Below are 25289 nucleotides of genomic sequence, written 5' to 3'. Positions count from 1 at the left end.
CCCCTCCTTTACATATTTTTACTATTATTTTACATGATATTTTCTCATCTTGCTACGTCATTAATGATTGGCTTCATACAATTTTTTCTCAAATTTATTTATAATGAGCTATTTCCTCCCTTACCGATCTTTCGCTTTCATATGTAGTTTGTATTCAAGCCTTTTTGTATTGAGAAAGTCTTTTTTAACTCAATAAAGCGTTTACACTAAATCTTACATTTGTTACGATTTAATCACCCCCAGCTCCCTTGTATAGACTTCGTGATGTCTGATCATTTTATCTAGACGTTTCATACGTCTAGATTCATTTTGATTTATTGGCGTATGCCTTTAAATATATCTTTTATTTTGAAAGGAGAAATGGCTATGAGGTCTAAAAAATTCACACTGCTATTACTATCTCTACTACTGTTCTTACCTCTTTTTCTCACAAATTTTATTACTCCAAATCTCGCATTAGCAGATTCACCAAAACAAAGTCAAAAAATTGTTGGGTACTTTCCTTCGTGGGGCATTTACGGACGTAATTACCAAGTTGCAGACATTGATGCATCAAAACTTACTCACCTTAACTATGCTTTCGCGGATATTTGTTGGAATGGAAAACACGGAAACCCTTCTACTCATCCTGATAATCCAAATAAACAAACGTGGAACTGTAAAGAATCTGGTGTACCACTGCAAAATAAAGAGGTTCCTAATGGTACTCTCGTACTCGGTGAACCATGGGCTGATGTTACCAAATCTTATCCTGGCTCAGGGACAACTTGGGAAGATTGCGATAAATATGCCCGCTGCGGAAATTTCGGGGAACTGAAACGATTAAAAGCTAAATCTCCTCACTTAAAAACAATTATTTCCGTTGGTGGCTGGACTTGGTCTAACCGCTTTTCTGATATGGCCGCTGATGAAAAAACAAGAAAAGTATTTGCTAAATCTACAGTAGCTTTTCTTCGCGAATATGGGTTTGATGGTGTGGATTTAGACTGGGAATATCCAGGCGTTGAAACGATTCCTGGTGGTAGTTATCGTCCTGAAGATAAGCAAAACTTCACCCTACTCCTTCAAGATGTTCGAAATGCATTAACTAAAGCTGGTGCAGAAGATGGTAAACAATATTTACTAACAATTGCGTCAGGCGCAAGCCAACGCTACGCTGATCATACAGAGCTAAAGAAAATTTCTCAAATACTCGATTGGATTAATATTATGACATATGATTTCCACGGCGGATGGGAAGCTACTTCTAATCATAATGCAGCTCTATACAAGGATCCAAATGACCCAGCAGCAGATACGAAATTCTACGTAGATGGTGCTATAGACGTTTATACAAATGAAGGTGTTCCAGTGGATAAACTAGTATTAGGCGTACCTTTTTACGGACGTGGTTGGAAAAGTTGCGGCAAAGAAAATAACGGACAATATCAACCTTGCAAACCAGGTAGTGACGGAAAACTTGCTTCTAAGGGTACTTGGGATGATTATTCTACCGGTGACACAGGTGTGTATGATTACGGCGATTTAGCAGCCAATTACGTTAATAAAAATGGTTTTGTACGCTACTGGAATGACACAGCTAAAGTACCTTATTTATATAATGCGACTACAGGCACATTTATTAGCTACGATGACAACGAATCTATGAAATATAAAACAGACTATATAAAGACGAAAGGTTTAAGTGGAGCAATGTTTTGGGAACTAAGCGGGGATTGCCGTACAAGTCCAAAATATAGTTGTAGTGGTCCAAAATTACTTGATACGCTAGTAAAAGAACTACTTGGTGGACCTATTAGTCAAAAAGATACTGAGCCACCAACGAACGTTAAAAACATTGTAGTTACGAATAAAACTTCAAGCTCAGTTCAATTAAACTGGACTGTATCCACTGATAACGTAGGCGTTACTGAATACGAAATTACTGCCGGAGAAGAGAAATGGAGTACAACAACAAATAGCATTACAATTAAAAACTTAAAGCCTAATACGGAATACACATTTTCAGTAATTGCCAAAGATGCTGCTGGAAATAAATCAAAACCTACTGCTCTTACTGTCAAAACGGATGAAGCTAATACGACACCTCCTAACGGAAATGGCACTGCTACATTTTCAGTCACTTCGAATTGGGGCAGCGGTTATAACTTCTCAATTATAATCAAAAATAATGGAACGGCTCCTATTAAAAATTGGAAATTAGAATTTGATTATAGCGGCAATTTAACACAAGTTTGGGATTCTAAAATTAGTAGTAAAACAAATAATCATTATGTAATTACGAACGCAGGATGGAATGGCGAAATTCCTCCTGGTGGATCTATTACAATTGGTGGTGCAGGAACAGGCAATCCTGCCGAACTTTTAAATGCCGTCATTAGCGAAAACTAGACGTAATATCAATTAATTATTTCACTAAAGTTTGAATTTAGGTTTGAACAATACCTCCTAAATTCAAACTTTTAATTTTGCGAAAAATCATAAATATAATAATAACTTATTATATTTATATTTAATATTTAATTTCTAATATGAAGTTTATATGAAGTTCATTTGAAGTTTACATGAATTTCCTTTAATTTCTATTGTCTTCCTATAATATCCAGATTATCCTTTACATATAGGAATTGTTTTTATTCCATTTCAAACTATCTATATATACAAAGAAAGATAGTTTCCTATTAGGGAAAGGCTTTAATATTACTATAAATATAAACATAATAAAAGAAAAAGCACGCTTATAAGCGCACCATAAGAGTGCTTCTTCATACAATTCTCATGTAAGAGTTCTCGAAAATCATGTTAATTATAAAGAAAAGGCATNNATGCCTTTTCTTTATAATTATTGCTCAGCGTTCCAATCTTCTATATTCCATACTTTTGTTATCCACGATTCATAGAAAGAAGGTTCATGTGAGACAATTAAAACTGTTCCCTTGTATTGTTGTAAAGCTTCCTGTAAAGCCATCTTAGTTTCTACATCCAAATGATTAGTCGGTTCGTCTAAAATTAAAACATTGCTTTTCGTTACGATAAGTTCACATAAGCGCACTTTCGTTTGTTCTCCACCGCTTAATAAACGAATAGGTTTTAACACGTGTTCTTCTTTCAATCCACACTTCGCTAATGCTTGGCGCACTTCTTTCTTTGTCATATCTGGTCGTTCTGTCCAAACTTTCTCTAATGGTGTTATTTCTGGAGCAAACTCTTCCTGTGCAAAATAAGCAGGACTTACTCGTTCCCCAATAAAAATTGAACCGCTTAGCGGATTTATTTGACCTAATAACGTTTTTAACATCGTCGTTTTTCCGATACCATTATGACCAACAATAGCTATCTTTTCTCCTTTTTTCACTTGTAAATTCAATTCTGGAAATAACGGATCACTATAGCCTACTCTTAGTTTCTCAGCTTGTAATATACGACTTACTGGCTCATTATAAACAGTAAAAATAAAACGAGACCGAGGTACATTGTTAACCTTTTCAACCCTTTGCATTTTCTCCAATACTTTCTCTCGACTTTTTGCCTGTTTTGCTTTTCGAATTTTATTTTTTTGAATAAATGTTTCTAACTGAGCAATTTCTTTTTGTTGTTTCACATACGCCGATTGTAATTGTTTCCTTTGCAATTGATAACTTTGTAAAAACTTTTCATAATCTCCTACATACCGCTTAACTTTCCGTTCTTCTAGATGGTAAATGACATTCGTAATATTGTTCAAAAATACTTCGTCATGCGAAATGATAATATAGGCTTTTTCATACAGTTTCAAGTACGATTGCAACCATTCTATATGTGCTGTATCTAAATAATTTGTTGGTTCGTCTAGCAATAAAACATCAGCTTTTTCTAGAAGAAGCTTTCCTAATAATAACTTTGTCCGCTGTCCTCCACTTAACTTTGAAACATCCTTTTCCAATCCTATTTCAAACAACCCTAAACCAATTGCCACTTCTTCAATTTCTGTATGAATTTGATAAAAATTGGAGTTTTCCAATATAGTTTGTAACTCTCCATACCTTACTAACAATTTTTCTACTTCTACTGCTCCAGCCATCTCTTCTGCAATTTTTAACATTTCGTATTCAATCACATACAAGCTAGAAAATGCACTTTGCAAGTATCCTTCAATTGTTATCCCTTCTTGTAAATCTATATGCTGCTGTAAAAATCCAACCTTCACATGTGGAAACCATTCAATGTTCCCATCATCATGTATAAGTTCTCCTGTTAAAATTTTTAACAGTGTTGATTTTCCAATCCCATTTTTCCCTACTAACCCAACATGCTCCCCCTTTAATAATCGAAAGCATGCATTATATAAGATGGTTTTCTCACCATACGAATGACTTAAATTTTCTACTGTTAATATACTCATTTTTTTCTCTCCTTTACTTATCGTCCATAAGCTAAATAGAGAGACCAACAGTATGAAACCTTATTTAATTGTGCATATAAAAATGGGTAAGGTGAATACACCTTACCCATTACATATTATCGTAAAAAAGGATTAAGGTTCTTTACCTGCTGTCTTCAATTTAGCTTAATCTTAAAAAATGGGCAGACTTCTCCCGTATCAAGCTAAAACCATTTGAAGAACAGTTGATAAAGTCATTTTATCCTTTCACTCCTTTAACATTTGTTATATTAAGAGTATAAACTACTCTGTTATATTCTATTCTCTATTTTTTCTTTTGTTCCTTCTCCGTTTTTTCATATTCTAAAAAAAGTCTCTTAACAGCAATTATAATACAAACTGTTAAGAGACTTTTTCTATTTCTTCATATAAGGAGCTAATACACTTAAAATCTCTTCCTTATCCTTTTTTAATTCGAGTGATGTTAACATATCCATCGTTCGTGGCCGAGGCAATTTCACTTGTACCTCTCCCACTATCGAGGCTGGCCTTTGAGATAAAATAAATACACGGTCCGAAAGTAAAATCGCTTCATCTAAGTCATGTGTAACCATAACAATTGTTTGCTTTTCTTGATGCCAAGAATTTAAAAGCCAACTGTGTACTTCCATTTTCGTAAATGCATCTAACTTTCCAAAAGGCTCATCAAGCAGCATAATTGGCTTTTCACATAAGTATGTGCGAAGAAAACTAATTCTTTGGCGCATCCCACCAGACAATTCATCTGGATAATGATTTGCATATTCATCTAACTCAAACTGCTTTAATGCTTCCATTCCTTCTGTTAACCTTTGTTTTTTCGGTTTCCCTTCAATCTCCAATGGTAGAACGATATTTTGCAAAGCCGATCGCCACGGTAGTAATAAATCTTGTTGCGGCATATAACTGACAACATCTTGCTCTTGTACTTGCTTATCGTTATATGTTACGTTCCCACTTGTTGGATTTTCAACATTTGCAATCATATTTAATAATGTGCTTTTCCCGCAACCACTCGGGCCTACAAAGGAAACAAACTCTCCCTCTTGTATAGAAGCACTAATATTCTCTAATACATTCTTTCCATCGAAAGATTTCACTATATTTTTTATTTGTAATCCGCTCATTTTTCACTTGGAAGGAATTCATTTGTAAAAGCGTCTTTTACATCAATTTTCTTTTTAATAACTTTGTTGTCATATAAGAAATTCATGTAATTTGTCCAAATTTCTTCCTTCTGTACTCCCCATGCTTTAGCATCATCTTGATACTTCGTACTTAACCATTTTTGACTTTCTTGAACTAAATCTTTATTTACATCTGGAACAGCTTTAATTAAAATATCAGCAGCTTCTTTCGGTTCCTTAATTGCAAAATTATAACCTTCTGTCGTTGCACTCATAAACTTTTTCACAAAGTCTTTATCTTGCTTCGTATGTTTTTCACTCGTAATAATAACAGGACTATAGAAATCAAGCGCTGGATCTAAGTCCTTCACCATAATCGTATTTAACTCTTTTCCTTGACGCTTCGCTTCAATACCATCCCAACCGTAATAAATCCATTCGAAATCTGCATCACGGCCGATCGATTTAAAGAAATCTGTTTGTCCTAAGATGATTTTTTCAACTTTATTAAAATCAGCTTGATGTTTATCCATAATAGTCTTTAATGTCGCTTCTTCTGCTGGTCCTCCCCAGCCGCCGTAACGTTTACCTTCAAACTCTTTCGGTGACGTCATATTATCTTTCTTAAGCGATGCAAACGCTGAAGTGTTATGCTGAATAATCGCTCCTACAGACACAACAGGAATCCCTTCCACACGAGCTAACGTTACATTTTCTTGTGCGCTTATTGCGAAGTCAGCTTTTCCTGATGCTATCATTTGCTCTGCTGTTACATTGTCACCTGGTTGAATAATTTCTACATCTAATCCTTGCTTTTTGTAATAATCTTTCGTTTGTGCTACATATAAGCCAGTATGATTCGTATTTGGAAACCAATCTAATACTACTTTTACTTTTTGATCTTTACTTGCACTTTCTTCTTTCTTCGCCGGATTACATCCAGCCACACCTACTGCTAATAAGGCAGCTAACATAACTTTTAAACCTTTTTTCATTTTCTGCCGTCCTTTCTATATATCCATGGTGCTGTTATTCTTGCCATAAACTCTACGATAAAATACAGGCATAATGTCACCATGACGATGATGGCTGCAACACCAAATACTCGGGCAGTCAAAAAGGATTTTGTAGCCCTCGTAAGCATAACCCCTAACCCTTCACTTGCACCGAGCCATTCTCCGATAATTGCCCCCATTACGCTATATGTAACTGCAATTTTTAAACCTGAGAAAAAGTATGGGAGCACTGCTGGAAACTTTACTTTCTGGTAAACTTGCCATTTCGTCGCCTTCATTGTTTGTAACAGCTTCAACATGTTTTTATCTACTGTTTGAAAACCTTCTAAAATACTAAGCGCAATTGGGAAGAAACAAACGAGGATGACTACCATTACTTTCGGCAACATCCCATATCCAAACCAAATAATAAATAGCGGTGCAAGTACAACGATTGGAATTGTTTGCGAAATAACGAGCAATGGATTTATTAAAATACGAAATAAAGGTATAACGTCCATAATAATTGCGATGCTCGTCCCCAGTAAAATTGCAAAGAATAGTCCAATTATAACTTCCTGCAGCGTTTGCATCGTATTTGGTAATAGTAAGTCTTTCATCCCAATTAACTCTTGAACAATGGCAGAAGGCTTTGGTAAAATCCACGGTTCGATTTTAAATAATGAAACAGATCCTTCCCATATCGCAATGAGAAGGATAAGCCAAATAGTTGTAATAAGTTTAGATTGCTTCTGGTTTTTCATATTCATCACGGTACTTCCAAACCTTTTCATCTATCGTTACACCAGTGCTTGGGCGATAATGGATTTTAATAGAAGTAATCACTTCTTCTGCTCCAGCATCGACGCAAGCTTGTTGCGCACGTTTAACGACATCAAGAAGTACATCTAATTCTCCTTCCAGCGTTGTTTCCATTGCCCCTACTTCATAACGAACTCCCGATTGTTGTACAACCTCAATTGCTTTATCGACAACAGAATATACATCTTTCGTTTTCGCTTGTGGTACTACTGAAAATGACATTGTAACTTGTTGTGACATAATAAAATCCCCCTTATAAAATTAAATTTCAAAAACAAGAAAAGGCTTTCCTACTGCGTAGGAAAGCCTTGTATGCAAGTTATTATAGAATAACATATGCTACATCACTTTAAGTAACTCCCTACGCTGGCATTATCCAGATCAGGTTGAGGGTCGATGTTTACTTACATCCTCTCAGCCAATTGGCTCCCCGGTCCTTAATTCGTTTTCATTGTAGCATGATTTATTTTATTGAACAAACAAAAGCATGCATAATCATTTCATTACTTTTGGAAAATATCCAACTTTTTCACCATGAGCTAATAACTGCTGTATAAATTCTTTATTAATCGCTGGTACTACCAATTCTTTTTTCTTAATCCATTCATTCGTTCTACGCGTACCCATTACAATTTCAGATTGCTGCGCTCCATCTCCCGCAACTTGAGAAGCAATTAATTCTGCTACTACTTCATCTTCCTTCGCTAACATAAGACCCTTATTTATATATTGTGAAAGTGGAACTATTTCAAGATTGTATCCACATTCCTCAATTAGCTGTATAAATTGTTCAAACTCAATTTGATGTGGATGACAGATATGCAACGTTTCTCCATCTATTTGTGAATCTTGTACATACGTTACAATTGATTTACTAGCAAAATCAATTGGTGTGAAATCGATTCCCCATTTCACATTAGGAGCTTGTCCAATGAGTAGCATCGCTTTAATAAGACGATAGAATGCGTTTCCTTCGATATTTTGTTGGAATACACCTGTCTCTGAATGACACGCTAAGTTACCTGCACGATAAATATTTCCACGGACACCCTCTTGTATCGCTTTACGAACAAGGTTTTCTGCCTGTAATTTGCTATCAGAGTACACATTCTCTAACTCTACATCGTAATTAAAATCACCTGTTTCTACATATGTTTCCCATTGCTCTATTGCTAATTCTATTGGAATACCAATTGTTGAAATAAAGTGGAATGTCGCTCCCTCTTCCGCTAGGGCTAACATACGACTCGTTCCTTGCACATTCACATTTTCAAACTGGGCTACATCTCCAAAATGTCTTACATCTGCACCGCAATGAATCACCGTATCAACTTTGGAGCGAATAAATTTAAATTTATCCTCATCCATACCAAGATACTCTGCCCCAAGATCACCAGGTACTGCTGTTATGCGTTGCAACCATTCTTGACTTATATCTTTAAAGTAATTTGTTAATGTATTAACAATTCTTTGTTGTATATCTTGCGTCGGTCTTACTAAGCAATAAATATGTGCTGTTGTATCTTTTAATAATTCGTACAATATATGTGAACCTAAATAGCCTGTAGCTCCCGTTAAAAAGATATTTGAAACTTTTCTGTTTGTCACTTCATTTATACGGGAAATTGGCTCTGGCTCATGAATTACTTTATATTCACGGAATACTTCTTCTTCCTCAATTTTTAATTCTCTTTGAATTTGCGCTAACCCATATATCGTTCGTTCCTGGAAGAAGTCTTGAATTGTTAAATATGGGAAGTCTTCTTTCAATAAAGTTAAAACTCGTAATACTTTCAATGAATGCCCACCAATTGTAAAGAAATCATCATGAACGCCAATTTTCGAGATTCCTAATACATCAATCCAAGCTTTCGCTATTTTTTTTTCCATTTCAGTAGATGGTGCAATATATTCTTGTAAACGAATTGGTTCATAGTCTGCTTCTAGTTGTGCTAATCGCTTCAAATCAACCTTTTTATTCGGTGTAAGTGGCAGTTCATTAATATAAATTAATTTAGAAGGTACCATATAATCTGGTAATTGTTCTCTTAAATCATGTATTAAATTTTCCATAGCAACTTCATTACTAGTTGTATAGAAAGCAACTAAGTAATGACTACCTTCTTCACTTTTCTTCGTAAATACAGCTGCATCTTTTACCATTTCATATTTTGCAATTGTATTTTGGATTTCACCCAGTTCAATTCGATGTCCTCTAATTTTTACTTGATTGTCTTTACGATGTAAAAACTCAATATTTCCGTCTTCCAATATTTTAACAATATCACCTGTTTTATATATCTTACTATTGTGTTTTTTATGATGTGGAATAAATACTTCTTCTGTTTTTTCCGGCTTATTAAAGTAACCTTTTGCTAAACCTACTGACTCTATATATAATTCTCCTGGAATACCAATTGGACAAAGCTTCATATTGTCATTTAATATCCAAACTTTATAATTATCCGCTGGCTTCCCGATTGGGATACTAGCAAGTTTATCATTTAACTCCACTGGAATTGGATATGTCGTTGTTGTAATTGTACATTCTGTCGGGCCATACGCGTTATTTAACTGAACGTGAGTTCCAATTCTCTCACGCCATAGTTTCACCACTTCAGCAGTAAGCATTTCTCCACCAACTGCAATCCTCTTTAATGAATCGAGCTTGTACTTACTTTCATCTGGAAGATATGTTGCTACTTGTTGTAGAAAAATTGTAGCTAAGCCTAAAATAGATGTTGCCTTTGCTTTATAAATTACATTTGCAAAAGCTTCTACCGAAAGTCTTTGTTCATCCAATAACACATATATATTTCCACCACAGAATAATGACGCGAATAACTCCCAAATAGATGCGTCGAAACTAAATGAAGGAAACTGTGCGAAAATATCTTCTTCACTTAATTCATAATGCCTTTGCATCCATGTACATAAATTTACTACTCCGCGGTGTGCAAGCATTGTTCCTTTCGGATTTCCCGTAGAACCAGATGTATAGATCATATATGCGATATCATCAAGATCAATTGCCACGTTCACATCTGTTTCTGAAAACTGTTCAATATCGTAAAGAGATAATTCTCGAATATCCTCAAACGGTACTTTCGCTTCTTTCGTTAAAACTAATTTTGCTTGGCTATCTTCAAGAATATATTGCACGCGATTTGCTGGATAATCTGGGTCAATCGGAATATATGCTGCACCTGTTTTTAAAACTGCTAATATACTGACTACCGTATCAATACTTCGCTTCATAAAGATACCGACATAATCACCTTGTTTCACCCCATGATGTAGTAACATGTGAGCAATTTTATTACTTTTTTTATTTAGTTGTTCATATGTTAATGTTCCCTCCACCGAAGATAAAGCTATACGCTTTGAAAATTCCCTTACTGTTTCATAAAACATATCCGCAATACTTTTATTCGGGTATAGCACTTCTGTGTCATTTATTTCTTTATATATCACTAATTCTTCTTCTGTAATAATATTCATATCTACAACACATTGCGTCTCTTTTTTTATACCTTGCTGAATTACATACTGAATTTGCTTTATATAGCGACGTGCTGTTTCCTCTTTCAATTGCTTTTCATTATAAAAAACTTCAAAACAACTATCCTTTAATTCAATAAAGTTTAATTGACTATTTCTATTTTCTTTTCCTACTGTAACTGCAGGTTTCCCCCATTTTTCTTCATCATATTGTAACAATATCTTTCGTACTTCTTCCATACTTTCTAACTGCAGGATTTGATCATTAATCTCTATCCTTAGCTCTTCATAAGAAAGTTCTTGTTCAATTGTAATACATAACGGATAACTATCATGTCCCATGTAATAAGGAATCACTATACGCTTTTCATTACTAACATGATATATCCATACAAAAGTAGCTGCGATTAAATCTAATTTATTTTGTTCAAATGATTGTATATCCTTAATTTTCATTTGACTATATTCATTTACTTGAATATCTTTTGGTATCATAAATGGTTCATAATTTTGTTGCGAAAATTGTTCATACCTCTCCACATATGAACGTTTTAAAAAAATACTCATACTAAATCCTCTCACTCTCCATAATATAAAAATGAAATTTTAATCATTGGAGGACATATTCCCCCGATGATTAAAATCACACTACAACATCCTTAAATATAGATATATAATTATCAATTAAAGAGATAAAGGTGCAGATTAACTCTGCACCTTATATTACTCTATTAACTTTTAAATTCTCCGATTAACTCTTGCAGCTCCTGTGCAAGCCAGCTTAAAGAAGTAGCTAATTCTGCAATATCTTGTACTGACATTTCCTGTTCTTTCATACTCTCTTCAATATTACCACTACTATTCGCATACGTATTTGCAATATGTGATAGTTCATTTACAACTTGGACAATATTTTGGCTATTTTGCAAAATATCACCTGAGTTGCTAGAAACCGCCTTAACTTGGTCCGTAACAGAATGTGCTGATTTTGAAATTTTCTCGAAGAACGCACCACTACTTTGAACAAGAGTAATTCCAGATTCTACTTCTTTTGAACCTTTTTGCATTGAAACTACAGCCTCTTCAGCTTCAGCTTGTGTTTCCCCAATTAATTTAGCTATATCTTTCGCTGATGTTTCAGTTTGCTCCGCTAATTTGCGTACTTCATCAGCAACAACTGCAAACCCTCTTCCAGCAGCTCCAGCACGTGAAGCTTCAATAGAAGCATTTAACGCAAGTAAATTGGTTTGATTTGAAATACCTGTAATTACGGTTACGATATCACTAATTTCCTTCGATCTTGTTTCCAAGGAATAAATAATCGAAGATAAATCTTTTACTGCATTTTGGATTAAATTCATTTGATTAATAATTTGTCCAATTACTTCATTACCTTCAATTGAATGTTGCTCCATACCTTCTGAGGCAACCGCAACCAGTTTCGCAGCCCCAGTTATCTCTTCCACCTTATTTTCCATTCCGTGCACAATTCCTAAGCATTGTTGTACTGAAGTTTCTTGAGACTGTGCTCCTACTCTTAAACCTTCCATGGAACCTGCAATTTCTTGAACTGCCATACTGTTTTCCTCAGTGCTTGCCGATAATTCTTGTGATGAAGAAGAAACTTGCTCTGCAGTTTGTTTTACTTTATCTATAATTCCTTTAAATTTCTCAATCGTTGCATTGAAATAAGTATTAATAATACCAATGTCATCTGGTCTTTCTTTTAATTTAATACTTAAATCACCCTCACCAACTTTACGTAATCCCTCTCTTAGGTCTTTTAATGGGGCTAACGAATTACGAACAATAAAGAATTGAATAACAGTCGCAATAGCTAATGAAATACAAATGAATAGTAAACCTTGCATCATAAATTTCTTCTTTGTATCTGGAATAACAGAAGCATCTACATCTGCCGCAACAATTGCGACTATATTTTTTTCTCCATCCGTAATGGGCTCTAATATTGTCACCCATGAGCCTAGTTCATCTTCATATACTTCTGTCATTTGTGCCTTTTTCGTATCTATCACTTTATCGTATGCCTTCATCCAATGAGCTGGTTGTTCATAATAGTCACCTGGCTTTACAGGTACTGCATTTGTTAACTCTGTAGTCAAACCAACGATTTGCAATTCTCGTTTGTCATTGGGTTTTGCTCCCGTAATATACGTTTGTCCAACACTTTTTAAATCTTTTGTCACTTCATCTAATTGCTCTTTTAACTTTTCCTTCTTCTCCCTTTGGGCTGTAGGATCTTTCGCAAGATCTTTCACTAATTCTGCGTCTAATTGATTTATTACCGTATCTCCTGTTTCAATAGACTGTCTTTCAAATAAAGACATCATACTATTTTGAAACATGTTGAAACTTAACGCGCCCATACTTCCAACAAGCGTCAAAATAACCAATACAGTTAATAAGACGTTCTTTTGAAGGAACGATAACTTATGCCAATATTTTTTCATTAATATCCACCTTCCTTAATGATTCTAAACAAAAAAACAAAATATATGAATATTTTGTTTAAAAATGTTTCTCAATATGTTCGAGAACAAAAAAAGACCAATGAAAAACGCATTGGTCAAGACCAACCCTATCCGTCCGGTAACTGGCTAGCATAGCCTTTCGACCTTAGCTCCTGTAGTTTTGCGTCCTCATGTTTCCATCAGTTTGCCTTTCTCGCTGAACGAGTTGAACGATATGGGAGTTCTATGAGAATCATATATTCTCTATCAAAGGTTACAACATAAATATTAAAATGTCTACTTATTTAGAGATATAAATACAAATTTCCAATGTATTATTTTTTCGAAATAATTTTAAAAAGTACGTGAATGTTACTTTTTTTGTGTTATATAATAAAAAATGTATAAATAATAGGGATTTTTTCGGATACCCATTTAATTTTCAAACAAATTAAACTATTCGAATATATCTTAACTAATGAATTTCGGAGGTAGTTTATCATGTTTTGGCTACAATTTCTTACCCTGTTACTCTGTATTTTTATTGGTGCACGCCTAGGCGGAGTTGGTTTAGGAGTAATGGGTGGAGTTGGTATGGCAATACTCGTTTTTGTCTTCCACTTACAACCGACCGCGCCTCCTATCGATGTAATGCTTATGATTTTAGCAGTAATTACAGCTGCTGGTGCTTTGCAAGCTGCTGGGGGAATGGATTATCTTGTTCATCTAGCTGAAAAAGCATTACGAAAAAACCCAAAGCGTATTACTTTTTTTGCTCCAATTGTTACTTATTTATTCACACTATGTGCAGGTACTGGTCACGTTGCCTATTCTGTACTTCCTGTTATTGCAGAGGTCTCTCGTGAATCAGGGATTAGACCGGAACGCCCAATGTCGATTGCCGTAATCGCTTCTCAACAAGCAATTACAGCTAGCCCGATTTCAGCTGCAACAGTTGCTCTTTTAGCAATGTTAGCTGACTATAAAATCACTTTATTAGATATTTTAAAAGTGAGTATTCCTTCTACTTTCATTGCTTGTATGTTAGCAGCATTCGTTGCTAGTAAAATGGGAAAAGAATTAAATGAAGACCCTGAATACTTGAAACGATTAAAAGAAGGAATGATTCCTAAGCTTGAAGAGAAAAAAGAATTTGTAGGTGTAAAGGGTGCTAAATTATCAGTTATCCTTTTCCTAATAGGAACTTTCCTTGTCGTACTTCTTGGTTCATTTGAAGCACTTCGTCCAGGATGGATAGTTGATGGGAAGTTAGCTCGTCTTTCCATGCCGAACACAATTGAAATGGTTATGTTAACTATCGCGGCTCTTATTATTATTTTCTGTAAACCAAATGTAGAAAGCATTGTGTCTGGTAACGTCTTTAAAGCAGGTGCAACAGCAGTTGTTGCTATTTTCGGTATCGCTTGGATGGGAGATACTTTCTTTAATGGAAACTTAAATATGATTCAAGGATCCATTCAGCATTTAGTGACAAGTGCACCATGGCTATTTGCTATTGCATTATTCATTCTATCTATTTTACTATACAGCCAAGCAGCAACAGTACGTGCTTTAATGCCACTTGGACTATCTCTTGGTATTCCACCAGCATTACTAATCGCGATGTTCCCTGCAGTAAATGGATATTTCTTCATTCCAAACTATGGAACAATCGTTGCTGCAATTAACTTTGACCGCACTGGTACAACTGGCATTGGTAAATATGTTTTAAATCATAGCTTTATGATTCCAGGCCTAATTGCAACATTCACTTCTATCGGAATTGGAATGCTCTTAATTTCCATTATGTTTTAATGAAAAAGCACAAACCTTTATTTAAAAAGGTTTGTGCTTTTTTAATCAAACGTTTGTTTAAATTTTTAGGCAGTCTATTTCTCCTACAGCATTTAAATTACTACATGGTCTTTTTCTACAAACATTTATTTACTTCTTCAGCTAATTTTCTCGTACTTTCATAAGCAGATTTCGCTAAACTAATAGCTGAAATAACTGAAACACCGTCTGCACCCGCTTCTATAACTGAAGCTGTATTTTCAATTGTAATCCCGCCAATACCGACGATCGGTATTGTAATTCCTTGCTCTCTAAAATGAGCTAAACCTTTCGTACCTTGCACAGCTTTCGTATCTTTTTTTGTACTCGTTGGGAAAATAGGGCCCACACCTAAATAATCAGCTCCATTTTCAATTGCCCAGCGTGCTTCTTCCATTGTATGTGTAGATACACCAATAATTTTGTCACCCATTTTTTCACGAACAGATGTAATTCCCTCATCATCCTGTCCAACGTGAACACCATCTGCATCTAATTCAATAGCTAGTTCAACATCGTCATTTACAATAAACGGTACACCATACTCCCTGCAAAGTGCTTGCATCTCCTTTGCAAAACGCACTCTCTCCTCTCCGATTAAAGCACCTTCTCCCTTCTCACGAAATTGAAAAAGTGTCAGCCCACCATCTAACGCTTCTTTCAATACAGATAATGGATCCTTCGTGCAGTTATTACTTCCCATAATAAAATACACTTGTAATAACTTAGACATTTCCTTTGTTTCAATGCGCATCGTATGTTTCATCCTCCTTACTTTAACTCCTCTATCTTCCCGTACTTCTCAATATCATCTGAAGTTGTATTCGCTAATTGATTTAAAAATTCAGTTTGGAAACTACCCGGTCCTTTTTCTACTGTTTTAGCTGCTGCCAGTTCCGCAGCTACCCCATAAAATGTTAATGCGGCTACTGCTGCTTTTACATAATCTTTTTCAACTGCTACAAATGCTCCTATTATCGAAGTTAGTAAACAACCTGTTCCCGTCACCTTTGTTAAAATAGGATGACCATTTCGAATAAGAACAGTTCGCTCTCCATCTGTAACAACATCTTCTTTTCCAGTAATGACCGCAACTGTATTCAATTCGTCTGCTGCCTGCCTTGCAATACTTACGACATCGCCATTTCCAGTACCAGCGTCTACCCCTTTAATTTCCCATCTCTCATTAATAACGTTAGCTACTTCAGCTGCATTCCCGCGAATTATCGCTAGATCTATTTCAGCTGGAATATGTCTAGCAACTTCTGTTCGGTAAGATGTTGCTCCTGCACCAACTGGATCAAATAATACTGGTACATTGTTCACATTTGCCGATTTTCCAGCAAGTAACATCGCTTCTACTTCTTCAGGACGAAGTGTACCCATATTTAAAACAAGAGCTCCAGCAATGCTAGCCATTTCTGCTACTTCTTCTTTTGCATATGCCATTACAGGCGATGCTCCGAGTGCCAACAAACCGTTAGCAGTAAAATTTGTTACAACAACATTTGTAATATTATGAACGAGCGGATTAGATTCCCTCACCAAATCCACTACTTTACTAATTTCTTTCATATTCATCCTTTTCATCTCCTAACTATAATGATGGGAGATACACAAAAAGGCACTTCGCGCGTACGCAAAGTGCCTGAACATGTGCTTTTACACTCTCCCTACGCTGGCATTATCCAACAGGTTCAAATGGTCAATGACGGACTAGTAGTCATACTCTCAGTTTGCATCCACAAACTCCCATGTGTTTATTATTCATCTACTTCAAAGTCTACCCTTATTCTATTAAAATAACAAGTTCTTTACTTTTCAATACGGAAAACAAAGAGTGATAGGAAGCTCGTCCTATCACTCTTTTACATTATTATTTTAGACCTTTTGATATTTCTTTAACCATTTCTGATACAGAGTCAAGTCCGCCAACAACAGCGCCTCTATCTACTACGAAGATGTAATCAGGATTTTTCTCAAGAATGTACTCGAATGAAACTTTATTACCATGTGTATCTGCTTTAAGGTCTGCTTCAACGCATACACTTAAAAATCGGAAATTTATATCAATCTTATTTTTATATTTGTAAAACCCCTGTTGTTAATTGAAGCAAGAAGCATACAAACCTTGAGGACAACTGAATCTCAAGAAGATGTATGCTATATTTAACGTATGGAAATTTGAAAGGATGTTTTTAATATGTCAAAAAGCATTGTAATCGCTGAAAAACCTTCTGTTGCAAGAGATATCGCTCGCGTACTGAAGTGTGATAAAAAAGGAAACGGCTATCTTGAGGGCAATAAATATATTGTAACTTGGGCTTTAGGCCATCTCGTTACATTAGCAGATCCAGAAAGCTATGATGTGAAATATAAACAGTGGAATTTAGAAGATTTACCGATGCTACCGGAGCGTTTGAAATTAACGGTTATTAAACAAACTGGTAAACAGTTTAATGCTGTAAAAAGTCAGCTACTTAGAAAAGATGTAAATGAAATTATTGTCGCTACAGACGCTGGTCGTGAAGGCGAATTAGTCGCACGCTGGATTATCGATAAAGTTAAACTGAATAAGCCTATTAAGCGTTTATGGATTTCATCTGTTACTGATAAAGCCATTAAAGATGGCTTTGCAAATTTAAAACCAGGCAAAGCATATGACAATTTATATGCTTCGGCGGTTGCACGTTCAGAAGCTGACTGGTATATCGGTCTTAATGCTACTCGAGCTTTAACAACTCGCTTTAATGCCCAGTTAAATTGCGGCCGTGTGCAAACTCCTACTGTTGCTATGATCGCTAGTCGTGAGGATGAAATAAAGAACTTCAAAGCACAAACTTACTACGGCATCGAAGCTCAAACAATGGAGAAACTCAAACTTACTTGGCAAGATACAAATGGCAATAGCCGTAGTTTTAATAAAGAAAAAATTGATGGTATTGTAAAAAGTTTAGATAAACAAAATGCTACTGTTGTGGAAATTGATAAGAAACAGAAGAAATCATTCTCTCCTGGTCTTTACGATTTAACTGAATTGCAACGTGATGCAAATAAAAAGTTCGGTTACTCTGCCAAAGAAACATTAAATATTATGCAGAAATTGTATGAACAGCATAAAGTGCTAACGTACCCTCGTACAGATTCACGCTACATTTCATCTGATATCGTTGGAACACTTCCAGAACGTCTAAAAGCATGTGGTGTTGGAGAATACCGTCCCTTCGCACATAAAGTATTACAAAAGCCTATCAAACCTAACAAATCATTTGTTGATGATAGTAAAGTAAGCGATCATCATGCGATTATTCCAACAGAAGGATACGTTAACTTCTCAGCATTCACAGATAAAGAACGCAAAATTTATGATTTAGTTGTAAAACGTTTCTTAGCTGTTTTATTCCCAGCATTCGAATACGAGCAACTAACATTACGTACTAAAGTTGGTAGTGAAACGTTCATTGCACGCGGAAAAACAATTTTACATGCTGGTTGGAAGGAAGTATACGAAAATCGATTTGAAGACGATGATGTAACTGATGACGTAAAGGAGCAGCTTCTACCTCGCATTGAAAAGGGCGATACATTAACTGTAAAGTTAATTATGCAAACATCAGGTCAAACGAAAGCACCTGCACGCTTTAATGAAGCAACTTTACTTTCAGCAATGGAGAATCCTACAAAATATATGGATACTCAAAATAAACAACTTGCTGATACGTTAAAGTCAACTGGTGGATTAGGTACTGTAGCGACACGTGCAGATATTATCGACAAACTTTTCAACTCTTTCTTAATTGAAAAACGTGGTAAAGATATTCACATTACATCAAAAGGTCGTCAATTACTTGATTTAGTACCAGAAGAATTAAAATCACCTACACTAACTGGTGAGTGGGAACAAAAACTTGAGGCAATTGCAAAAGGAAAACTCAAGAAAGAAGTATTCATTTCGGAAATGAAGAACTATACGAAAGAAATTGTTTCTGAAATTAAATCGAGTGATAAAAAATATAAACATGACAACATTTCAACGAAGTCTTGTCCAGACTGCGGCAAACCAATGCTAGAAGTAAACGGCAAAAAGGGAAAAATGCTCGTATGCCAAGATCGTGAATGTGGTCATCGTAAAAATGTATCTCGTACAACAAACGCTCGCTGTCCGCAATGTAAGAAGAAATTAGAATTACGTGGTGAAGGTGCAGGTCAAATCTTTGCATGTAAATGTGGCTATCGCGAGAAATTATCAACATTCCAAGAGCGACGTAAAAAAGAATCTGGAAACAAAGCTGATAAACGTGACGTTCAAAAATATATGAAACAACAGAAAAAAGAAGAAGAACCATTAAACAACCCGTTCGCAGACGCATTAAAAAAATTAAAGTTCGATTAAACAAAAAGGTTCCTACCGCTCTCGGTAGGAACCTTTTTCTTAATGAATAATTTTACTTCCTTTTGCATTCTCAACAAATTTTTCACTTGATTTGTTAATTGGTGTTTTCAGTAATAACGCAGCAACGATCATAACTACTACGAAAACACTTAACACAAGTAAGTCTCTTATTACGATATCCCAAAGCATTCCGCCAACCGTTTCACGAATTGCACTAATTGCGTATGTGAACGGTAAGAACGGATAAATTGCTTGGAAGAATTTCGGTGTCATTTGAATTGGGAATGTTCCGCCCGACCCTGCTACTTGCAATACAAGTAAAATGATCGCCATCGATTTCCCAACGTTTCCGAAAATAGAAACGAGTGAGTATACGATACAAACGAAGACTCCACCAATAAATAAACTAAATAATACAAACCAGAACTTATCGACTACGTACGTACCGAGTAAGAATATATCTCCCATCGATACGATAAACGCTTGTGAAAGACCTATCGTTAAGAATGTTAATAAACGTCCGAAGTAAATTTCATGGCTCTTATAATTCGCGCCCTCTTCATGCACTTCTACCGTTAATAATGAAACCATTAATAATGCGCCTACCCATAGTGCAAGCACTGTATAGAATGGTGACATCGCTGAACCGTAGTTCGGCATCGCAAATAATTTATTCTCTTTTAAATTTACTGGATTCGCAAAGTAATCACTTTGCTTTTCAACATCATTTTTCAATAAGCGTATGATGTCTTTTATATCTTCTTCAGATTCAAAATCACGAATTTTATTTGCTAAGTCTTTAATCTTTTTCTCAGTCTCCGGCATTTCAGCTTTAATGTCTACTAATTTCTTTCTACCGTCTACTAAGCCTTTTGATGAATCTTCTAGTAATTTTTTAACATCTGGAAGCTTTTTGTCTGCATCATTTAAAATTTGAGTTGTATTTTTCGACATCTCTTTTGTACGAGCAATTGCTGTATTGAAATTAGGTACAATTTCTGAATCATACGTCGATAATACATCTGTTAATTGAGCTGATCCGCCCTTCGCAGCATTGTTAATACTTTCAATTACATCTTTTGTAGGTTTCTGGCCATTGTTAAGAAGTGTAATTCCCTTATTCGTTGCCTCTACACCTTTTTGTAAGCTGCTTTTCGCTTTGTTTAATTTTGCGATTCCATTATTAAGGTTTTTATCACTATTTACATCCGCTAAAACCTTATTTGTACTTTCTAGAACTGGAATCATATCATCAATTAAACCGATTCCAGATTGGAATTGACCATTTAAGCTATTTAAAGCTACTTTCGTTGAATCTAAACCGTTAATACCTCTATTTTGTACATCTTCTTTTGCTTTCTGTATATCTGCTTTTGCACCCTCAATACCATTTTTTACTTTATCGTAATCTGCTTTTGCATTATCATATACTGCATTTGCATCAACTTTGGCTTGATCGACTGTGCTAACTGCTTTTTTATAATCTGCTACAAACGTTTCATTATAATCTTTTTCAGCTTGATCAATTAATCCATTTGCTGCATCTAATTTTTGATTCGCTACATCTGTTACATCTTTCTTTACTTCTTGTCCTTTGCCAATAACATTTACAATATCTTTAATACCGTTATTTGCATTTTCCATACCTTTTTTAACATTAGTTAAGTGATTCACTCGCCCTTGGAAAAAGCTTTGACCAAAATCAGTAGTCGCCGATTTTTGAAGTTCAGTAAAGAAATTAATAAGATATGAAATACCATCTGTACCAGTTTGTAATCGTTCTGATACCGCATTTAAATCTTTCTTTGCTTGTTCTGGATCAAACTGACCATTTTGCAATCCATTTAAAACACTTTTCCCATAAGCTGTTCCTGCACGTGATGAACTTAAAACATTATTTACTGTTTGATTAATATTTTGCGCTATACTCTTATAACCATCACTATTCAACTTAGAAAGATCTGGTCTCGCTGGGAATTCAGGTAATCCATTCATTCCAGACAAGTCAGGAATATTTAGTTCTACACCTGGATTCATTAAAAAGTCAGTAAATGCAGCTGCACTATCCATAACGCCTTTTGCTGCCACTAAATCATTTCTTATCGTCCCTGGAGCATTTTTTAATGTTTGATCTTGTCTTGCAAAGAACTTATCTAAATTCGCCAATGCTTCCTGCCCATCATTTATTACACTCTCTACAACAGGTAAATCTTTTTGCGCTACTTTCACAACATCTTCTGCTCGAGTTGCATCATCTAATGCCTTATCCATGAGTGTATTCATTTCTGGGAACTGCGCTTCTAACTTAAATACAAGATCTTTTACTTTTTCGATACTTGGTAAATTTGTTTCTAAATCGATTCCAAGGTCATTGAAAATTTTAAAAATCTCACCGTTTGCTGTTTTTACAAAGTTTTTACTAATTTCTTCTGTAATACCTGATGCACCTTTTGCTGTAATCTTCGGTGCAATCGCGTTTACTTTTTCATTCACATAGTAATCCAGCTCTGGTTTTTTAGGATTTTCATCCAGAACAGTTGCAATTTTTTCAGAGAAGTCTTTTGGAATCGTAATACTTGCATAATAATCCCCACGCTCAACTCCGTAAATCGCTTGTTTTTCATCTACAAATTTCCAGCCAAGATTTTTGTTTTTCTTAAGGGAGTCTACAATCTCTTTCCCGATATTAATATCTTTCCCTCTTAAATTAGAACCTGCATCTTGGTTAGAAACTGCAATGGGAACCTCTTTTGTATTTCCATATGGATCCCAAGAAGCTTTAATGTTAAACCATGCATATAACGATGGTAAAATCATTAATCCTAAAACAATAACAATTGCAGCCCAATGTTTGGCTACATTCCGTAAATCTGTCTTATAAATACGCCAAATTTGTTTCATAGAAGTTATCACCTAATTATATATTTTTCCTTCTTTAGAAAATGATACATGCATTTTGCAATTATATCACTTTCTACATCGTGTATTAACCAAAAACGTACTATTTTTTCCCATTAACTTTCACTTACTTTATTATATAACGAAGTGAGTCAAAGTATGAATACAAAATGACCAAATCGGTTTTACATTCAATAATAACAAATATATATGAAATGTCATAAAAAATACAAGTATTTTCTCTTGGAAATACTTGTATTCCTAAAAAAAATCCTCACAGCTTTTATTCTCTGTGAGGATTTCTTCTATTATATATCCAATTGAACCTCTACACCGAAATGATCTGAAATTACATTTCTGTTTGTACCATTAAAAATAACTTTTGAAGAATGAACTTTTTTACTTTGGTTACACAATATTAGATCGATTCGCAAATTATGTTTATTTTCATCCCAACCAGCAATCTCGCCTTGGACAGTCGTTCCTTCATCCTTCTCTATTGCTAATTCATATGTGTCATACAACCCTTTTTGCATCATATGCTCATAACCTTCGCCTTCCAAGCGAGCATTGTTATTAAAATCCCCCATTAAGAAGGCGAGCTTATTGCTATCTACACGCTCCATCAAACGATCGACTTGACCTTTGAATGACTCTTCTTCATCATTCCACCAACCGAGATGGCAAGAATAAAACGTTATATCCTTACCATTATAAGCAATTGTTGTACTTACAATTTTACGCGTTTTCCAATACGTTGTATCCTCGTTTTCTGAAATAAAGAACGTATCTTCTTTTATAATATTATGCTTCGTTATAATCGCTAATCCTTCTTCGTACACGTCATAACCAATATGAGAGAAATCCCAAGTAATATTGTAATCTTTTACATGTAGCGCTTTTAACTCTTCTAATAGTAAAAGTCCAAAATTATCTTTTTTCTTGTTACCGCATACATTTTCAGCTTGTATGGACTGACTTACTTCTTGCAATGCGATGACATCGTACTCTTCTTCTTGAATTACTTTAGCAAGGTATTTTATCTTTTCTATTTGATTCTCTTCTTGCCAAGAATGACAGTTTAAAGTTAGCAATTTCATATTATTACGCACCTAACATATCTTGAATGTCTGACTTTAATACGTCAGCTTTCGGACCATATACCGCTTGTACACCTTTATCTTTTACAATAAGCCCTAAAGCACCATTTTGTTTCCACTGTGCTTCTGGTGCAACAACATCTAAGTCTTTTACTGTTACACGTAAGCGTGTCATACAAGCATCTACGTCAGCAATATTTTCTTTTCCACCTAATAAATCGATAACTTTTGTTGCTAATGAACCATCTTGTACATTTCCTGTTCCTTCTGATGCCTCATCTTCATTATCAATATAGTTACCTGCACGTCCTGGTGTTGGTAAATTGAATTTTTTAATTAAGAAATTGAATAACGTAAAGTTAAGACCGAAGAACACTAATGAAACAATAACAAAGTTGATTAAGTCTCTTGTTAAACCTGCGTTAACCATCATTGGTGTACGAGTAATTAACTCAATAAATCCAAATGCATGAACACGTAAGTTAATTAAATCCGCTAATGCGAATGCAAGTCCTGTTGTAATAGCATATACAACATATAATACTGGTGCAATAAACATGAACATGAATTCAATTGGTTCTGTTACACCTGTTAAGAATACTGCTAATGCTGCTGATAAGAACATTGGTTTATATTTTGCACGCTTTTCTTTATCAACGTTACGGAACATCGCAAATGCAATCCCCATTAACGCTGCTGTTGAGCCGATAACTTGTCCAGCTTTGAAACGAGCTGGTACAACATTATTTAATAAATCGTTATATGCTTTCGTATCCCCGTTTGCTAATAAGTTATTTAAATCTGTAATCCATGCAAGCCATAATGGATCTTGTCCTGCTACAACTTGTCCAACCTTTGAACCAGTTAGCATCGTATATGTTCCGCCTAACTCTGTGTAGTTCATCGGAATCGTTAACATATGGTGTAAGCCAAATGGTAATAGTAAACGCTCTAACGTTCCATATACAAACGGTGCAACAACTGGTGCACTATCTTTAGATGCTGCAATCCATCGACCAAATTCATTTAATCCACTTTGGATGAATGGCCATAGAAGTGATAATACAATCGCAGTAACTGTAGACCAAAGAATTACAACGAATGGTACAAATCGTTTTCCATTAAAGAATGCTAATGCCTGTGGCAATTTATTATAGTTATAATATTTGTTATATAGATTAGCTCCTAAGAAACCTGTGATAATCCCCACGAAAACTCCCATGTTTAATGCCGGTGCACCAAGTACAGAAGTAAAGTAATCTTTTACAAGTAAATCTCCTGCTACTACTGAAGAAACTGTCGCTTTTGAATCCGCTAACATTTGAGCGTTTACGCCAAATATAGCTCCTGTAATTCGGTTTGTTAAGACGAATGCTAATAGTGCTGCAAATGCACCACCTGCGCGATCCTTCGCCCAAGATCCCCCAATTGCTACTGCGAATAAGATGTGTAGATTTGTAATAATTGCCCAACCGATGTCTTCCATTACGCGAGCGATTGTATGAACTGCGTTAATATCCCCAGCAGACATCCCAATTAACTTACCGATGGAAATCATTAAACCAGCTGCTGGCATTACAGCTACAACAACTAATAACGCTTTCCCGAACTTTTGCCAAAAATCAAAAGACGTAATTTTCATCTGTTCTTCCTCCCCTTTATTTATAACAACATAATGATTTAAATTATAATTTCTGTCCCTCTTATGAAAACGATTCCTTATGACACTTATTTTTTCTTTACGCAACCG

General features: G+C 35.2%; 15 protein-coding genes, 1 pseudogene and 3 riboswitches. Of the genes and pseudogenes, 3 read left to right on the top strand and 13 right to left on the bottom strand.

Going from position 1 to position 25289, the window contains the following annotated elements; genetic code table 11:
- Nucleotides 1–366 precede the first annotated feature (366 nt).
- On the top strand, nt 367–2391 hold the full coding sequence (locus COK05_RS10480) for a glycosyl hydrolase family 18 protein (RefSeq protein ID WP_098612530.1): 2025 nt from the start codon (nt 367–369) through the stop codon (nt 2389–2391).
- 451 nt (nt 2392–2842) lie between these two features.
- Here COK05_RS10480 and COK05_RS10475 read toward each other — a convergent pair whose 3' ends face one another.
- The 7 genes from COK05_RS10475 to COK05_RS10445 all read right to left on the bottom strand — a co-directional run bounded on the left by COK05_RS10475 (nt 2843) and on the right by COK05_RS10445 (nt 13315).
- The gene (locus COK05_RS10475) at nt 2843–4381 is read right to left on the bottom strand and encodes an ABC-F family ATP-binding cassette domain-containing protein (RefSeq protein ID WP_098612529.1); all 1539 of its coding nucleotides are present in this window, start codon (nt 4379–4381) and stop codon (nt 2843–2845) included.
- A gap of 395 nt (nt 4382–4776) precedes the next feature.
- Nucleotides 4777–5526, bottom strand: a complete 750-nt coding sequence (locus COK05_RS10470; RefSeq protein ID WP_016083669.1) for an ABC transporter ATP-binding protein — start codon at nt 5524–5526, stop codon at nt 4777–4779.
- Nucleotides 5523–6521: an ABC transporter substrate-binding protein gene (locus COK05_RS10465; protein ID WP_098612528.1), complete on the bottom strand. Its 999-nt coding sequence runs from the start codon at nt 6519–6521 to the stop codon at nt 5523–5525. Before COK05_RS10465 ends, COK05_RS10470 begins: the two co-directional genes overlap by 4 nt.
- Nucleotides 6518–7291 (bottom strand): ABC transporter permease, encoded by a 774-nt coding sequence (locus COK05_RS10460; protein ID WP_016083671.1) that lies wholly within the window; start codon nt 7289–7291, stop codon nt 6518–6520. Before COK05_RS10460 ends, COK05_RS10465 begins: the two co-directional genes overlap by 4 nt.
- Nucleotides 7263–7583 (bottom strand): MTH1187 family thiamine-binding protein, encoded by a 321-nt coding sequence (locus COK05_RS10455; RefSeq protein WP_016083672.1) that lies wholly within the window; start codon nt 7581–7583, stop codon nt 7263–7265. The genes COK05_RS10460 and COK05_RS10455 overlap by 29 nt, the downstream gene beginning before the upstream one ends.
- Before the next feature lie 101 nt (nt 7584–7684).
- Nucleotides 7685–7786, bottom strand: a riboswitch (TPP riboswitch).
- Between the two features lie 52 nt (nt 7787–7838).
- A complete protein-coding gene (locus COK05_RS10450) occupies nt 7839–11411 on the bottom strand; it encodes a non-ribosomal peptide synthetase (protein WP_098612527.1) in 3573 nt (1190 codons plus the stop codon).
- 164 nt (nt 11412–11575) lie between these two features.
- A complete protein-coding gene (locus COK05_RS10445; protein ID WP_098612526.1) occupies nt 11576–13315 on the bottom strand; it encodes a methyl-accepting chemotaxis protein in 1740 nt (579 codons plus the stop codon).
- A 135-nt stretch (nt 13316–13450) separates the two neighbouring features.
- A riboswitch (cyclic di-GMP riboswitch) is annotated at nt 13451–13535 on the bottom strand.
- Between the two features lie 281 nt (nt 13536–13816).
- On the opposite strand from COK05_RS10445, the gene COK05_RS10440 reads away from it, so the two are divergent.
- Nucleotides 13817–15130 (top strand): anaerobic C4-dicarboxylate transporter family protein, encoded by a 1314-nt coding sequence (locus tag COK05_RS10440; RefSeq protein WP_098612525.1) that lies wholly within the window; start codon nt 13817–13819, stop codon nt 15128–15130.
- A 115-nt stretch (nt 15131–15245) separates the two neighbouring features.
- On the opposite strand, the gene thiE is transcribed toward COK05_RS10440, so the two are convergent.
- The 3 genes and pseudogenes from thiE to COK05_RS31705 all read right to left on the bottom strand — a co-directional run.
- A complete protein-coding gene (gene thiE / locus COK05_RS10435) occupies nt 15246–15914 on the bottom strand; it encodes a thiamine phosphate synthase (RefSeq protein ID WP_098612524.1) in 669 nt (222 codons plus the stop codon).
- Between the two features lie 5 nt (nt 15915–15919).
- A complete protein-coding gene (gene thiM / locus COK05_RS10430; RefSeq protein ID WP_098612523.1) occupies nt 15920–16729 on the bottom strand; it encodes a hydroxyethylthiazole kinase in 810 nt (269 codons plus the stop codon).
- Nucleotides 16730–16801: 72 nt separating this feature from the next.
- Nucleotides 16802–16914: riboswitch (TPP riboswitch) on the bottom strand.
- Nucleotides 16915–17024: 110 nt separating this feature from the next.
- Nucleotides 17025–17189 (bottom strand): annotated as a pseudogene (locus COK05_RS31705) (ABC transporter); the annotation flags it as partial.
- Nucleotides 17190–17351: 162 nt separating this feature from the next.
- On the opposite strand from COK05_RS31705, the gene topB reads away from it, so the two are divergent.
- The gene (gene topB / locus COK05_RS10420; protein ID WP_098612522.1) at nt 17352–19541 is read left to right on the top strand and encodes a DNA topoisomerase III; all 2190 of its coding nucleotides are present in this window, start codon (nt 17352–17354) and stop codon (nt 19539–19541) included.
- Nucleotides 19542–19580: 39 nt separating this feature from the next.
- On the opposite strand, the gene COK05_RS10415 is transcribed toward topB, so the two are convergent.
- From COK05_RS10415 to COK05_RS10405, 3 genes are all read right to left on the bottom strand, one after another.
- Nucleotides 19581–22442: a YhgE/Pip domain-containing protein gene (locus COK05_RS10415; RefSeq protein WP_098612521.1), complete on the bottom strand. Its 2862-nt coding sequence runs from the start codon at nt 22440–22442 to the stop codon at nt 19581–19583.
- A gap of 305 nt (nt 22443–22747) precedes the next feature.
- Nucleotides 22748–23539 (bottom strand): endonuclease/exonuclease/phosphatase family protein, encoded by a 792-nt coding sequence (locus COK05_RS10410; protein ID WP_048564637.1) that lies wholly within the window; start codon nt 23537–23539, stop codon nt 22748–22750.
- A gap of 4 nt (nt 23540–23543) precedes the next feature.
- Entirely contained in the window at nt 23544–25181 is a 1638-nt protein-coding gene (locus COK05_RS10405) for a PTS transporter subunit IIBC (RefSeq protein WP_098612520.1), read from the bottom strand.
- Nucleotides 25182–25289: the final 108 nt, after the last annotated feature.

The sequence above is a fragment of the Bacillus cereus genome, from assembly GCF_002567495.1.
Classification (GTDB): Bacteria; Bacillota; Bacilli; order Bacillales; family Bacillaceae_G; genus Bacillus_A; species Bacillus_A cereus_AQ.
This window is presented reverse-complemented; position numbering and strand designations above follow the sequence as displayed.

Excerpts from the sequence above, each read along its gene's own strand:
- COK05_RS10405 (WP_098612520.1), bottom strand. The coding sequence starts at position 25,181 with ATGAAAATTACGTCTTTTGATTTTTGGCAAAAGTTCGGGAAAGCGTTA.
- COK05_RS10480 (WP_098612530.1), top strand. The coding sequence starts at position 367 with ATGAGGTCTAAAAAATTCACACTGCTATTACTATCTCTACTACTGTTC.
- COK05_RS10415 (WP_098612521.1), bottom strand. The coding sequence starts at position 22,442 with ATGAAACAAATTTGGCGTATTTATAAGACAGATTTACGGAATGTAGCC.
- COK05_RS10440 (WP_098612525.1), top strand. The coding sequence starts at position 13,817 with ATGTTTTGGCTACAATTTCTTACCCTGTTACTCTGTATTTTTATTGGT.
- thiE (WP_098612524.1), bottom strand. The coding sequence starts at position 15,914 with ATGAAACATACGATGCGCATTGAAACAAAGGAAATGTCTAAGTTATTA.
- COK05_RS10445 (WP_098612526.1), bottom strand. The coding sequence starts at position 13,315 with ATGAAAAAATATTGGCATAAGTTATCGTTCCTTCAAAAGAACGTCTTA.
- COK05_RS10410 (WP_048564637.1), bottom strand. The coding sequence starts at position 23,539 with ATGAAATTGCTAACTTTAAACTGTCATTCTTGGCAAGAAGAGAATCAA.
- thiM (WP_098612523.1), bottom strand. The coding sequence starts at position 16,729 with ATGAATATGAAAGAAATTAGTAAAGTAGTGGATTTGGTGAGGGAATCT.
- COK05_RS10450 (WP_098612527.1), bottom strand. The coding sequence starts at position 11,411 with ATGAGTATTTTTTTAAAACGTTCATATGTGGAGAGGTATGAACAATTT.
- topB (WP_098612522.1), top strand. The coding sequence starts at position 17,352 with ATGTCAAAAAGCATTGTAATCGCTGAAAAACCTTCTGTTGCAAGAGAT.
- COK05_RS10455 (WP_016083672.1), bottom strand. The coding sequence starts at position 7,583 with ATGTCACAACAAGTTACAATGTCATTTTCAGTAGTACCACAAGCGAAA.
- COK05_RS10465 (WP_098612528.1), bottom strand. The coding sequence starts at position 6,521 with ATGAAAAAAGGTTTAAAAGTTATGTTAGCTGCCTTATTAGCAGTAGGT.
- COK05_RS10475 (WP_098612529.1), bottom strand. The coding sequence starts at position 4,381 with ATGAGTATATTAACAGTAGAAAATTTAAGTCATTCGTATGGTGAGAAA.
- COK05_RS10460 (WP_016083671.1), bottom strand. The coding sequence starts at position 7,291 with ATGAATATGAAAAACCAGAAGCAATCTAAACTTATTACAACTATTTGG.
- COK05_RS10470 (WP_016083669.1), bottom strand. The coding sequence starts at position 5,526 with ATGAGCGGATTACAAATAAAAAATATAGTGAAATCTTTCGATGGAAAG.